Origin of the sequence: Caballeronia sp. NK8, from assembly GCF_018408855.1 — a bacterium.
Classification (GTDB): domain Bacteria; phylum Pseudomonadota; class Gammaproteobacteria; order Burkholderiales; family Burkholderiaceae; genus Caballeronia.
The window spans coordinates 1,376,598-1,390,159 of record NZ_AP024323.1 but is presented as its reverse complement, the minus strand read 5'-3'; the positions used below and the strand labels follow the sequence as shown (position 1 = coordinate 1,390,159).

At 63.7% G+C, this 13,562-nt stretch carries 11 protein-coding genes; 6 read left to right on the top strand and 5 right to left on the bottom strand.

Features of this window, described 5'->3' with window-relative positions; translation table 11 throughout:
- Positions 1 to 54: 54 nt before the first annotated feature.
- Positions 55 to 2,301, bottom strand: a complete 2,247-nt coding sequence (locus tag NK8_RS21125; RefSeq protein WP_213229477.1) for an NADP-dependent isocitrate dehydrogenase — start codon at positions 2,299 to 2,301, stop codon at positions 55 to 57.
- Positions 2,302 to 2,545: 244 nt separating this feature from the next.
- Entirely contained in the window at positions 2,546 to 3,556 is a 1,011-nt protein-coding gene (gene hpnA, locus NK8_RS21120; RefSeq protein ID WP_061175019.1) for a hopanoid-associated sugar epimerase, read from the bottom strand.
- Positions 3,557 to 3,729: 173 nt separating this feature from the next.
- On the opposite strand from hpnA, the gene NK8_RS21115 reads away from it, so the two are divergent.
- From NK8_RS21115 to NK8_RS21095, 5 genes are read left to right on the top strand one after another with little or no spacing between them, the layout of a single operon-like run.
- On the top strand, positions 3,730 to 6,849 hold the full coding sequence (locus NK8_RS21115) for a response regulator (protein WP_213229475.1): 3,120 nt from the start codon (positions 3,730 to 3,732) through the stop codon (positions 6,847 to 6,849).
- Between the two features lie 17 nt (positions 6,850 to 6,866).
- A complete protein-coding gene (locus NK8_RS21110) occupies positions 6,867 to 7,703 on the top strand; it encodes a protein-glutamate O-methyltransferase CheR (protein ID WP_162067942.1) in 837 nt (278 codons plus the stop codon).
- Between the two features lie 2 nt (positions 7,704 to 7,705).
- The gene (locus NK8_RS21105) at positions 7,706 to 8,302 is read left to right on the top strand and encodes a chemotaxis protein CheB (protein ID WP_162067941.1); all 597 of its coding nucleotides are present in this window, start codon (positions 7,706 to 7,708) and stop codon (positions 8,300 to 8,302) included.
- Positions 8,303 to 8,324: 22 nt separating this feature from the next.
- The gene (locus NK8_RS21100) at positions 8,325 to 9,464 is read left to right on the top strand and encodes a hybrid sensor histidine kinase/response regulator (RefSeq protein ID WP_213229473.1); all 1,140 of its coding nucleotides are present in this window, start codon (positions 8,325 to 8,327) and stop codon (positions 9,462 to 9,464) included.
- Between the two features lie 49 nt (positions 9,465 to 9,513).
- On the top strand, positions 9,514 to 9,810 hold the full coding sequence (locus tag NK8_RS21095) for an acylphosphatase (RefSeq protein WP_162067939.1): 297 nt from the start codon (positions 9,514 to 9,516) through the stop codon (positions 9,808 to 9,810).
- Position 9,811: 1 nt separating this feature from the next.
- Here the strand turns inward: NK8_RS21095 and egtD are convergent, their stop codons facing one another.
- A complete protein-coding gene (gene egtD, locus NK8_RS21090; protein WP_213229471.1) occupies positions 9,812 to 10,780 on the bottom strand; it encodes an L-histidine N(alpha)-methyltransferase in 969 nt (322 codons plus the stop codon).
- Positions 10,781 to 11,171: 391 nt separating this feature from the next.
- Here egtD and rarD point away from each other — a divergent pair, with 391 nt between their 5' ends.
- Positions 11,172 to 12,146, top strand: a complete 975-nt coding sequence (gene rarD / locus NK8_RS21085; RefSeq protein WP_213229469.1) for an EamA family transporter RarD — start codon at positions 11,172 to 11,174, stop codon at positions 12,144 to 12,146.
- On the opposite strand, the gene NK8_RS21080 is transcribed toward rarD, so the two are convergent.
- Together NK8_RS21080 and NK8_RS21075 are read right to left on the bottom strand one after the other, a co-directional pair.
- Complete coding sequence (locus NK8_RS21080; protein WP_213230482.1) at positions 12,147 to 12,650, bottom strand: DUF962 domain-containing protein; 504 nt, start codon at positions 12,648 to 12,650, stop codon at positions 12,147 to 12,149.
- A gap of 182 nt (positions 12,651 to 12,832) precedes the next feature.
- Positions 12,833 to 13,306: a hypothetical protein gene (locus tag NK8_RS21075; protein ID WP_213229466.1), complete on the bottom strand. Its 474-nt coding sequence runs from the start codon at positions 13,304 to 13,306 to the stop codon at positions 12,833 to 12,835.
- Positions 13,307 to 13,562: the final 256 nt, after the last annotated feature.

The following is a 13,562-nucleotide window of genomic DNA, read 5'->3' as shown; positions in this document are numbered from 1 at the left end:
GCATCTCCGAAGAGATGCCGGTTCGCAGGGCGCGCATCACGCGCCCGTCCTGCCTTACTTCGCGCGCACTTCCGACAGCGCGGCGTTGAGCGTCTTGCTCGGACGCATCACCGCTTCGAGCTTCGCTTCGTCCGGCTTGTAGTAGCCGCCGATATCCGCCGCATTGCCCTGCACGGCGGCGAGTTCGTCGACGATCTTCTGCTCGTTCTCCGCAAGCGTCTTCGCGAGCGGCGCGAACAGCGCGGCGAGTTCGCGGTCTTCCGTCTGCGACGCGAGTTCCTGCGCCCAGTACATCGCGAGATAGAACTGGCTGCCGCGATTGTCGAGCTGACCGGTTTTCGGCGACGGGCTCTTGTTGTTGTCGAGCAGCTTGCCGGTGGCCGAATCCAGCGCCTTCGCGACGAGCTTCGCACGCGCGTTGTCGTTCTTGATGCCGAGCTCTTCCAGCGACACCGCCAGCGCGAGGAATTCGCCGAGCGAATCCCAGCGCAGATGGTTTTCCTGCACGAGCTGCTGCACGTGCTTCGGCGCCGAGCCGCCCGCACCCGTCTCGTACAGACCGCCGCCCGCCATCAGCGGAACGATCGACAGCATCTTCGCGCTCGTGCCGAGTTCCATGATCGGGAACAGGTCAGTGAGGTAGTCGCGCAGGATGTTGCCGGTGGCCGAAATCGTGTCCATGCCGCGAATCACGCGCTCCAGCGTGTAACGCATCGCGCGCACCTGCGACATGATCTGGATGTCGAGGCCGGTGGTGTCGTAGTCCTTCAGGTAGGTCTCGACCTTCTTGATCAGTTCGGCTTCGTGCGGACGATACGGGTCGAGCCAGAACACCGCCGGCGTGCCCGAGTTCTTCACGCGCGTGACGGCGAGCTTCACCCAGTCGCGGATCGGCGCGTCCTTCACGAGACACATGCGCCAGATGTCGCCCTTCTCGACTTCCTGCGTCAGCCCTTCGATGGCTTCGTTCGTCGCGTTATCGACGATGCGCGCCGTGCCGTCTTCCGCGATTTCGAAGGTCTTGTCGTGCGAGCCGTACTCTTCGGCCTTCTGCGCCATCAGGCCGACGTTCGGCACCGTGCCCATGGTCTTCGGGTCGAACGCGCCGTTGGTCTTGCAGAAATTGATGATTTCCTGATAGATGCGCGCGAACGTGCTTTCCGGGATCAGGCACTTCGTGTCTTGCGGACGGCCATCGGCGCCCCACATCTTGCCGCCGGCGCGGATCATCGCGGGCATGGAGGCATCGACGATCACGTCGTTCGGCGCGTGCAGGTTCGAGATGCCCTTGGCCGAATCGACCATCGCCATCGCCGGGCGCTTTTCGTGGCACGCGTGCATGTCGCGGATGACTTCGTCGCGTTGCGATTCCGGCAGCGCCTCGATCTTCGTGTACAGGTCGACGAGACCATTGTTCACGTTGATGCCGAGTTCCTCGAAGAGCTTCGCGTGCTTGGCGAACGCGTCCTTGTAGAACACCTTCACGGCGTGACCGAAGACGATCGGGTGCGAGACCTTCATCATGGTCGCCTTCACGTGCAGCGACAGCATCACGCCGGTGTCGAACGCGTCCTGCATCTGTTCTTCGTAGAACTCGACCAGCGCCTTCTTGCTCATGAACATGCTGTCGACGATCTCGCCTTCCTGCAGCTTGACCTTCGGCTTCAGCACGATGGTCTCGCCGCGCTTCGTGACGAGTTCCATACGCACTTCACGGGCTTTGTCGTTCGTGACGGACTTTTCGCCGTGATAGAAGTCGCCGTGCTTCATGTGCGCGACGTGCGTGCGCGAGGCCATGCTCCACTCGCCCATGCTGTGCGGATGCTTCTTCGCGTAGTTCTTGACGGCGAGCGGCGCGCGGCGGTCCGAGTTGCCTTCGCGCAGAACCGGGTTCACGGCCGAGCCGAGGCACTTGCCGTAGCGCGCGCGAATGGCCTGCTCTTCGTCGTTCTTCGGCTCTTCGGGATAGTCGGGCAGCTTGTAGCCCTTCGACTGCAGTTCCTTGATCGCGCTCGTCAGCTGATGCAGCGACGCGCTGATGTTCGGCAGCTTGATGATGTTGGTGTCGTCGAGCTGCGTGAGGCGGCCGAGCTCGGCGAGGTTGTCGGGGACCTTTTGCGCGTCGGTCAGGTATTCGGGGAATTCGCCCAGGATGCGCGCGGCAACCGAGATGTCGCTCGTCGTGACGTTGACGCCCGCCGGCGCGGTGAAGGTACGGATGATCGGCAGAAAGGCGCTGGTCGCGAGCAGCGGAGCTTCGTCGGTCAGGGTGTAGATGATGGTGGGTTGCTGATTACTCATCGCTTGTCTCGACATCCGAAAACAGGTTGGAAAAAACCGCCGGCCTCAATCGCCCTTCCGGCAACAAACCGCTATTCTGCCTGATTTTGCGGTGCGCGCGTGTGAATTTCGCTGCGCGCGAACGGACAAAACTGGCGTTTTCCTCGCTATATCAATGACTTAACTTTTTTCAAGTCTTATACAAGAGTTAGCGATTTGCGCGCCGTTACGCCTGCCGGAACGTTTCACGAAATGATTTCGCGCTTCATGCAGCGAGATAGCCATTCGCCCGAAACCAGTCGAGCGCATCCTTCAGTCCTTGCGCGTACGGCCGCGCGCTGTAGCCTAGCTCCCGCTGCGCCTTTGCCGACGTGAAGTACATCTTGTTCTTCGACATCCGCAGCGCGTCGCGCGTGACCATCGGCTCCTTGCCGGTCAGTTTGGCGACGAGTTCCGCGCCGAGCGCCACCGGATAGAGCGGCCCGCGCGGCAGCCTGATGGTCGGCGGCTTGCGGCCGACGAATCCGGCGATATCCGCGAGCATCTGCTGCAACGGCAGGTTCTCCCCGCCGAGGATATACCGCTCGCCGATTTTCCCGCGTTCCAGCGCCAGAAAGTGCCCGTTCGCGACATCGTCGACGTGCACGAGATTGAGGCCCGTATCGACGAACGCGGGGATCTTGCCCGTCGCCGCTTCGACGATGATGCGCCCGGTCGGCGTCGGGCGCACGTCGCGCGGGCCGATCGGCGTCGACGGATTGACGATCACCGCCGGCAGCGCGTTCTGCGCGACCATGCGCTCGACGGCGCGCTCGGCCAGCACCTTGCTGCGCTTGTACGCGCCGATCGTGCTCGCCGCGTCCGAGGGCTTCGTCTCGTCGACAATCGCGCCCGAACTCGTCACCTTCAAGGTCGCGACACTGCTGGTATACACGATACGTTCGACGCCTTCGGCCAACGCCGCGCGCATGGTCGCTTCGGTGCCGTCGAGATTGGCGCGCTCGATCTCACTCGGGTCGGGCGCCCAGATGCGGTAATCGGCGGCGACGTGAAAAAGAAAGCGCACGCCCTTGAGCGCCGCGCGCATCGATGCCTCGTCGCGCATGTCGCCAACGACGATTTCCGCATTCAGCGATTCGACGTTCTTGCGTGGGCTGGTCTTGCGCACGAGCACGCGCACGTCGAAACCGCGTTCGATGGCGAGCCGCGCAACCGCGGACCCGACGAATCCCGAGGCGCCCGTGACGAGCACGCGAGAGCCGGAAAAATCAGTCATTCTTACCTCGTTGAAAACACTGGCGCGGCCGCCTTTCGTAACAACTGCCGCGCGGGAAAGCATGCGCCGATCGGCCGCGAAGCCCGATGTGACAAGGACTTGCGGCTCATGCTAAGGTCCGTGCCTGCTGCCGGCGCGGGGCCCGCGCAAAACATGAACATAACCGGTCAACGATGCCTCAAGACACTCGAAACCTGACTGCCTGGATCTACCTTGCCATCGCGATCACGCTTGCCGTCGTGTTCTGCATCGATGTGCTCACGCCGATGCGCGTCGCGATCTGGGTCTTCTACGTGCTGCCGGTCGTGCTCTGCGTGTGGGTCGACCGGCCCGCGGTGCCGATCGTCACAGCGGGGGCGTCGACACTGCTGATGATCGCAGGATACGCATTCGCGGCGGTGGACCCGACCGCCAGCCGCGAAGTGCTGCAGATCAACCGGGCGATGGGCATCGTCGTGCTGCTCGTGCTCGCGGCGGTGGCGCATCTATATATCAAATCGCGGCTCGCCGTACAACGCACGACCTGGCTGCAGCAGGGCATCATGCAGCTCGCCGTCAAATTGCGTGGCGAGCAGTCTCCGGCTTCGATCGGCGTGAGCATCCTGCGTTCGATCATTCCCTACGTGAACGCGAAAGTGGGCGTCGTCTACGCGCTCGACGGCGATGCGCTCGTGCGCGTCGCGGCGTGGGCGCTGCCCGACGAAGACAGCGCGCCGCGCCGGATCGCGCGCGGCGAGGGGCTTGTCGGCCAGGCTGTCGCCGATGAGCGCGTGCTCGAACTGCGCGACGCTTCGTCGCATTATCTGAAAACCGGTTCCGCGCTCGGCTCGGCGGCGGCGTCGCGCGTGGTGATCGCGCCGCTTTTTGCCGATGGCGAAGTCGCGGGCGCCATCGAAGTCGGTTTCGTCGGCGGCGAAGGACGTTTCGACGATGCCCGCGCGCTGCTCGAAATGGCGTCGGAGCCGGTCGGCATGGCGATACGTTCGGCACGTTATCGCGCGCGGCTGGTCGAATTGCTCGAAGAAACGCAGCGGCAGAGCGAGGAATTGCAGGTGCAGCAGGAAGAACTGCGCGTGTCGAACGAGGAACTGGAGGAGCGCGGCCGCGCGTTGCAGGATTCGCAGGCGCGTCTCGAACAGCAGCAGGCCGAACTCGAACAGACCAATGTCCAGCTCGAAGAGCACACGCAGCATCTCGAACGCCAGAAGGCCGAGCTTCTGCAGGCGCAACAGGAACTGACCGCGAACGCGCTGGAAATGGAACGCGCGAGCCAGTACAAATCCGAGTTCCTCGCGAACATGTCGCACGAACTGCGCACGCCGCTCAATAGCTCGCTGATTCTCGCCAAGCTCCTGCAGGACAACAAGCAAGGCAACCTGACCGACGAACAGGTGCGTTACGCGGCAACGATCCACTCGTCGAACAGCGATCTGCTTTCGCTCATCAACGACATTCTCGATCTCTCGAAGGTCGAGGCGGGACAGATGGACGTGCAGTTCGCGCCCACTTCCGTCGATTCGATTCTGCAGACGCTGCAGCAATCCTTCGCGCCCGTCGCCGGCAGCAAGGGCGTCGAATTCGTCACCGGGCGCGGCGAGAACGTGCCGCAGTACTTCGTCACCGACAGCCAGCGGTTGTTGCAGGTGCTGCGCAACCTGCTGTCGAACGCATTCAAGTTCACCGAGCGCGGGCGCGTGACCGTCGCGGTCGAACGCGCGGGCGAGAGCGCGTTGCGCTTCGAGGTGCGCGACACGGGCATCGGCATCGCGCGCGAAAAGCAGGACATGATCTTCCAGGCGTTTCAGCAGGCCGACGGCACGACGAGCCGCAAATACGGCGGCAGCGGGCTCGGGCTGTCGATTTCGCGCGAATTTTCTCGCCTGCTCGGCGGCTCGGTGTCGGTGTCGAGCGAACTGGGGCAGGGCAGCGTGTTTTCGGTGACGCTGCCGATCGCCGCGCGCGAAGGCACCGTCACCGCGAAGCTCGACACGATCGTTGCGCCGAGTGAGCCCGCGCCCGCGACGGTGCAGCCGGTGCAGCCGTTGCCAGTGCAGGCGCCCGTCGTGATGCCCGAGCCGATCGCCATCGTCGACGACCGCGCCGACCGCAAGCGCCCGGACCGCGTGATCCTCGTCATCGAGGACGATCAGACCTTCGTACGCATTCTCTACGATCTCGCCCACGAACTCGACTTCGACTGCGTGCACGCGGCCACCGCCACGCAGGGCGTCGAACTCGCGCGCTCGCTGCAGCCGAACGGCATCCTGCTCGACATCGGCCTGCCGGATCAGTCGGGTCTCACGGTGCTCGAATGGCTCAAGCACGATCCGCTCACGCGCCACATTCCGATTCACATCGTTTCCGCGACCGATCACGCCGATGTCGCGCTCCATCTCGGCGCGATCGGCTACACGCTCAAGCCGAGCGCGCGCGAGGAACTGGCCCACGCAATCCGCAAGCTCGAAGCGCGCTCGGCGCAGGGCATGCGCCGCGTGCTCGTCGTCGAGGACGATCCGGCGCTGCGCCAGAGCATTCACGCGCTGCTCGCGAGCGAGACGGTCGGCATCGTGGAGGCGGGATCGATCGCCGAGGCCATCGAGGAAATGCAGCGCGCGCCGTTCGATTGCGTGGTGATGGATCTCGCGCTGCCCGACGGCTCCGGCTACGACCTGCTCGAACGCGTGTCGACGGGCAGCGGGCAGGCGTCGCCGCCGGTCATCGTCTATACGGGGCGATTGTTGTCGCAGGAAGAGGAGCAGCGCCTGCGCCGCTACTCGAAATCGATCATCATCAAGGGAGCGAAATCGCCGGAGCGCCTGCTCGACGAAGTGACGCTGTTCCTGCACAGCGTCGAGAGCGCGTTGCCGCCGGAGCAGCAGCGCATGCTGCGCGCGGCGCGTCAGCGCGACGACGTATTCGAAGGCCGCACGATCCTGCTCGCCGAAGACGACGTGCGCAATATCTTCGCGCTCTCGCGCGTGATCGAGCCGCTCGGCGCGACGCTCGAAATCGCGCGCAACGGGCGGGAAGCGCTCGAAGCGCTCGCGCGCCGCGGCGATATCGACCTCGTGCTGATGGACGTGATGATGCCCGAGATGGACGGCCTCACCGCGATGAGCGAAATCCGCAAGCGCACGGAATTTGCGCGTCTGCCGATCATCGCGCTGACGGCGAAGGCGATGCCGAGCGATCGCCAGAAATGTCTCGAAGCGGGTGCGGACGATTACATATCCAAGCCCATCGACGTGGATAAGCTCGTCTCGCTGTGCCGCGTATGGCTGCGCCAGCGATGAACGGAGCCATTTCTCAGATGAACGAAGGCAGACACGACGAAGAAGCGACGTTCGACATCGAGCTGAAGCTGATTCTGGAAGCGATCTACCTGCGCTATCAGCACGACTTCCGGCACTATTCCGTGAGTTCGCTGAGGCGCAGGCTCGCGCAGGCCGTGCAGGACTTCAGCGTGCCGACGCTTTCGCACTTGCAGGAGCGCATCCTGCGCGACCCGGCGTTGTTCGCACGGCTCTTTCAGTACCTCACCGTGCAGGTGAGCGAGATGTTTCGCGACCCGCAGTATTTCCGCGCGATCCGCGAGCAGGTGGTGCCAATTCTGCAGACGTATCCGTCGATCAAGGTGTGGGTCGCGGGATGCAGCAGCGGCGAGGAATTGTGGTCGCTCGCGGTGCTGTTCGCGGAAGAGAAGATCGCGGAGCGCACGGTGTTCTACGCGACCGACATCAACGCCGAAGCGTTGCGGCTGGCCGAGAGCGGCATCTATCCGCTGGAGCGGATGGCGGGCTTCAGCCAGAACTATCTGGCGGCGGGCGGCAAGCGCTCGCTGTCGGACTACTATCACGCGGCCTACGGCGCGGCGAAGTTCTCGCAGACGCTCAAGTCGCGCGTGGTGTTCGCGGATCATAGTCTCGCGACGGACAGCGTATTTCTCGAAGCGCATCTGGTGTCGTGCCGCAACGTGCTGATCTATTTCGATCGCGCGCTGCAGGATCGCGCGCTCGGCCTGTTCAGTGATTCGCTCGTGCGGCGCGGCTTTCTCGGCCTCGGCAGCAAGGAGAGCCTGCGCTTTTCCACCTACGCCGACCGTTTCGCGGACTTCAATGCGCGCGAGCGGCTCTATCAGAGGGTGTGACGATGTTCGACGCGGACCGCATCGGGGCAGTCGTGATCGGCGCATCGGCGGGCGGCGTCGAGGCGCTCAATCAGTTGCTGCCCGCGTTGCCGAAGACCTTCGCGCCGCCGGTGCTGGTCGTCGTGCATGTGCGGCAAGGGCAGCCGAGCCTGCTGCCGGGCTTGTTCGCGACGCGCTGCGAGCTCGTCATCGAGGAGCCGTTCGACAAGGACGAAATCGCGCCGGGCACCGTGTATTTCGCGCCGCCGGGCTATCACATGCTGGTCGAGTCGGAAGACGGCGCGGCGCCGGCGATCGCGCTGTCCGTCGATCCTCCGGTGCGCTTCTCGCGGCCATCGGTGGACGTGCTGTTCGAATCGGCGGCGCATGCCTACGGCGCGCGGCTGCTCGGCATCGTGCTGTCGGGCGCGAACGACGACGGCGCGCGCGGCGCACGCGCGATCCGCGACGCGGGCGGCGCGTGCTGGGCGCAGGACCCGGCGACGGCCCCGGCGCCCGCGATGCCGCTCGCAGCAATCGCGCAAGGCGCAGTGAACGAAGTACTGACGCTGGACGACATGGCGATGCGGCTATCGCAATGCATCGGGCGTCAGCCATGACAAGAAGGCAAGGAGTCACCAGATGACGCAACCCATCCACGTGCTGATCGTCGACGACATCCGCAACAACATCACCGCGCTCGAAGCGTCGCTCACGCGGCCGGATCTGTCGGTGCTGAAGGCCGAATCGGGGCCGGCCGCGCTCGAGCTGCTGCTCAAGCACGAAGTCGCGCTGGCGATTCTCGACGTCAACATGCCCGGCATGGACGGGTTCGAACTCGCCGAACTGATGCGCGGCAGCCCGCGCACCGCGCACGTGCCGATCATCTTTCTCACGGCGACCGCGCAGGACGCGAGCCGCACGTTCCGCGGCTACGAAGCGGGCGCGGTGGATTTCCTCTACAAGCCGTTCGATTCGCGCATCCTGAACTCGAAGGTCGATGTGTTCATTCAGATGGAGCGTCAGAAGCAGCAGCTCGCGACGCAGCTTGCGACCGTGCAGCAACTGCTCGATGCGAACGAGATGCTGATGGCCGTGCTCGGCCACGATCTGCGCACGCCGCTGTCGGCGGTGATCGCGTCGGCGGAATATCTCGCGCGCTTCGTGCCGGACGAGAACGTCGCGAATATCGGCACGCGCATCAAGTCGAGCGGCATGCGCATGGTGCGGATGGTCGATCAGTTGCTGAACCTCGCGCGTCTGCGCGGCGGCCGCGTGACCTTGCAGCCGCGCGCGGTGGAGTTGATGACGCTCGCGAAGAATATCGTCGATGAATACGAGGCGCGCGTCGGCAAAGGGCGCATCTTCGTGCTGCGCCAGGGCGATACGCTCTTGCAGGGCGACGGCGACCTGCTTTCGCAGGTGTTCTCGAATCTCATCGGCAACGCGCTACAGCACGGGCTCGAAGGCTCGGCGATCCAGGTGCGGCTCGACGGCAACGCGGACGATGTGACCATCACCGTGCAGAATGCCGGCGAGATTCCCGCCGAGGTCCTGCCGACGATCTTCGCGCCGTATCGCTCCGGCCGACGCCAGCACGAATCGAGCGGTCTCGGGCTCGGGCTTTACATCACGCGCGAGATTGCGCAGATGCACGGCGGCGACGTCGCCGTGCGCTCGGCGGCCGATTCCGGCACGGTGTTCGAAGTCACGCTGCCGCGCGTGCCGCATCCGCGCTCGGGCGAGCGCGCCGACATGGCGCAGCCGTTTCGCCTGAGTTGACGAGCGTGTCTACAATGCGCCGTATGAACTTCTGAGAGGAGAAAGCGCGATGCCAGGCCCGGATCTGGATACCAGAATCGAAACCTATTACGTGCGTGTGCGCGGCGTCGTGCAGGGCGTCGGCTTCAGGCATTACACGGTCAGAAAGGCGCACGCGCTCGGTGTGCGCGGCTGGGTCGCCAATCTCGACGACGGCTCCGTCGAAGCGATCGTGCAGGGCGCGGCCAATCAGGTCGATTTGATGCTCGAATGGCTGCGACGCGGGCCGCCGCATGCCCGCGTCACCGACTTTCACAGCGAAGAGCGTTACGTCGAGAAGCGGTATGAGCGCTTCGAGCAGCACTAAGTCACTTCGCCACCAGCAGACTCTCCGCAAACTGCCATTCCTCGTCGCGCCACTGATGCGTGCATTCGAAGCCCGCATCGGCGGCGATCGGCGCGACTTCATCGGCCGCATACTTGTGGCTGCTTTCCGTCCAGATCGTCTCGCCTTCGCGGAACTCGACGCGCAGGTCCGCGCCGCGCACGCGCACGGAAACCGCGCGCTTCGCACGCAAATGCATTTCGATGCTGCGCGCATCGGGGTTGAAGCGCGCGACGTGTTCGAAGGCATCGAGCGGAAAGTCGCCGCCGAGTTCGCGATTGATCCGCGCGAGCATATTCAGATTGAACGCGGCCGTGACGCCGATCGGATCGTCATACGCGGCGATCAGCACCGGCAGCGGCTTGATGAGATCGGTGCCGAGCAATAACGCATCGCCGGGCTGAAGCATGCCGCGGATCGAGCGCAGGAACTTGGTGGCCGCGAGCCGCGCGAAATTGCCGATGGTGCTGCCGAGAAACAGCACGAGCAGTCTTTCGCCTTCCTTGCGCTTCGAGCTGACTTCCGACAATCCCGCGAGGTAATCGCGTTCATGCCCGACGATCGACACGCGCTCGATATCGCTCAGTTCGCGCCGGCACAACTGCAGCGCGGTGCGAGAAATTTCAATCGGATGGTAAGCCGTGGGCTGCTTTTTACACAGCGCCTCGAGAATGCGGCGCGTCTTGCGGCCGCTGCCGCTGCCGAGTTCGGCGACCTGAATCTCGCCCGGCATGGCCGCGACAATATCGGCGGCGTGATCCTTCAGCACGCGCTCTTCGGCGCGCGTGACGCCGTATTCGGGCAGCGCCGTGATCACTTCGAAGAGGGCGGAGCCGACTTCGTCATACAGATACATCGAGGGCAATTCTTTTTGCGGACGTTTGCTGAGTCCTGTGTACACGGCCTCCGCGAAGGCGTTGGCAAAGCGGGGCGACAAGGCGGGTTGAGTCATGACGTCTCCATCGAAGCGGCGTTTTCTTCGCGTGCGATCTTCAAAGGCGATCGCACGGCGCGTGTTGCTGCGGATGCAATGACGTGAGCGGCGGGTCGTGCGCAATGCCGCTCGGGACTGTGGAAAACGGACCGGAGCCATGGGCCGGACCGCCAAGGGTCGCCGATCATCATGACCGGCTAAAGACAGTCGCGTGAGACGGCGCTCTTGGTGCCAGGTTCACGCGGCGAAGTTCATGCCGAAATGCGAAGCCTTTGTTTAGCAAGAAGCGGGCGCGCCCGCCGGCTCGTGTTTGAAGCAGGTTTTGAAAAAGGCCCGCGCGCGGCGTTTAGAATGCGACGTCCCGTTTCATTCGGCTTGCATTCACCTTCCGCGCAGAGCGCCACCCTTGATGAATCAGCATGACCTCGTGCGCGGCATCGCGCTGTCCGTCGGCGCTTCGGCGCTTTTCGCGCTCATGTCGGGCTATACGAAATGGCTCGCGCCACTCGACGGGCTCGACATCTTCGCGTGGCGCATCGTGTGGACATTGCCCGGCGCGCTGGCGCTCGTCGCGGTGCGAAAGCGCTGGCCGCAATTATGCGCTCTCGTTTCGAGGCTCGCCAAAACGCCGCATCTGCTGCTGGCGTTCGCCGCCGCCGCCGCGTTGCTCGGCGTGCAGCTGTGGATCTTTCTCTGGGCGCCGCTGCACGGGCGCGCGCTCGAAGTATCGCTGGGCTATTTCCTTTTGCCCCTCGCGATGGTGCTGCTCGGACGTTTCCATTACGGCGAGCGCCTCGATGCTTTCCAGTGGGCGGGCGTCGTCGCGGCGGCCGTGGGTGTCGCGCATGAGCTCGTCGTCACGCATGCGTTCGCCTGGCCGACGCTCGTCGTGATGCTGGGCTATCCGCCGTATTTCGTGTTGCGCCGCAAGCTCAACGCCGATCCGCTCGTGTCGTTCGCCGTGGAGATCATGTTGATCGCGCCCGTCGCCGTGATCATGCTGATCGTGCGCGGCTCGTTCGCGGATGTCGCGAGCGCGCCGCAGCTCGGCTTGCTGCTTGTCGGTCTCGGCGCGTTGAGCACGATCGCGCTGGCGTCGTATCTGCGCGCGAGCCGTCATCTGCCGCTCGCGCTCTTCGGCATACTCGGTTATGTCGAGCCGGTGCTGCTCGTCGGCGTGGCCGTGCTGCTGCTCGGCGAGCCGTTTTCGATGCGGCAACTCGGTACGTATGTGCCGATCTGGATCGCCGTCGTGTTGACGGGCGTGCATAGCGCGCGTCTTCTGATGCGCGAGCGCTCGCGCAAGAAAGCATTGCCGATGAGCGAGCATCACGCGAGCGTCGAGCATGAAACCGTCGCGGAGGAAATCGAGCGCGTCGACTGATCAGCGCGCGCTGCGCGTTTCGATGGCGTCGTGCAGATCGCGCATCAGGCCGAGCCCGAACATCAGCTCGACGAGAATGAAGAGCGGCCCGATCAAGAGTCCGACGATATCGTCGACGAACGCGGGCTTGCGATGTTCATAGCGCACATGCCCGATGAACTGAAACACCCAGCCGATCACGAACATGCCGACGCCGATCGCCAGCCATATCGATGTGCCTTGCGACGCGGCCCATTGCCCGAACGCCGCACTCGACGCGGAGACGATGCCCATTGCGATGCCGAGCGGCACATCGAGCCAGAGATAGTAGAGCGTGGCGAGCGCGAACAACACCCAGGCGGGCGTGAGCAGAAACGCACCCGACAACACGGGCCATGCGGGACGGCTCAGCAATGCGGCGATCGCGAGCACGATAAGCGGAATGCCGACGAAGTGCGTGGCGATATTGCGCCTGTCGCGGTGATAAGCGGCGTATTGCGACAACTGCTCGGTCAGCGTGCGCATGTCGGGCGTCTCCTTCGTGTTCTTCTGTTTCACGAATGATAAGCCGCGTGGCGACATCGGCAAGTAGAGCATTTCCTTTAGTCGAATGCAAAAAGGCGAGCCCGAAGGCTCGCCCGAATCGAACGCACTGGTTTTATTATATAGGCAATGCCCAGTGCGCGATGCGATGGTGACGGCCTCCCTTACTTCTTCGCCGCGTCCACCTTCGCATCGGCGGCCGTCTTGTTAGCGTCGCTTTGCGCCTCGACTTTTTCCTTATCGGCCTTTGCTTGCGCCACGTTGGCATCCTTCGCTGCGTCCTGCTTCTTCTTGTTGGCCTTCGTCTGTGCAGCGTGTTTCTTCTTGTCGGCTTTCGCCTGTGCCTTGGCGGCATCACCGCGAGCGTCGGAAGCCTGTTCCGGCGTGGTCGCCTGCGCTACCTTCGCGGCTTCCTTGTTGGCGTCGGCTTGCGCCGATGCCTTGTCCTCGTTCGCCGACGCCTGTGCCTTGGCGGCATCGTGCTGCGCATCGGCCTTCTTCTTGTTGGCGGTCGCCTGAGCCTCGGCTTTTTCGTTGTTTGCCTTCAGTTGCGCTTTGCCGGCATCGGTTGCGGCGGTTTGCGCGAATACGGTGGAAACGAGCATGGCGGATGCGAGAGCAGCGACGATCTTCTTCATGGTTTGAAACTCCCTTGATCTTTTCTTTGAGGACACGTGGCGCGCAGTGCGCCGCGTTGACGATCAAAACGCCTAGTCCGTCGATGTAGTTGACAGTCTTCTGGTGACAAACAGTAACCAGTGGCGAGCAAATGAAACCGCGTGCGGTAAAAGCGGCTGGCGTGGCGTGTGCCGGCGAATTGCTTTACCGGGATCGATCGGAAAGTTGTTACCGTTGTGCGAATTCAATTCGATTTGTAACGCCTTCGATAAGCTT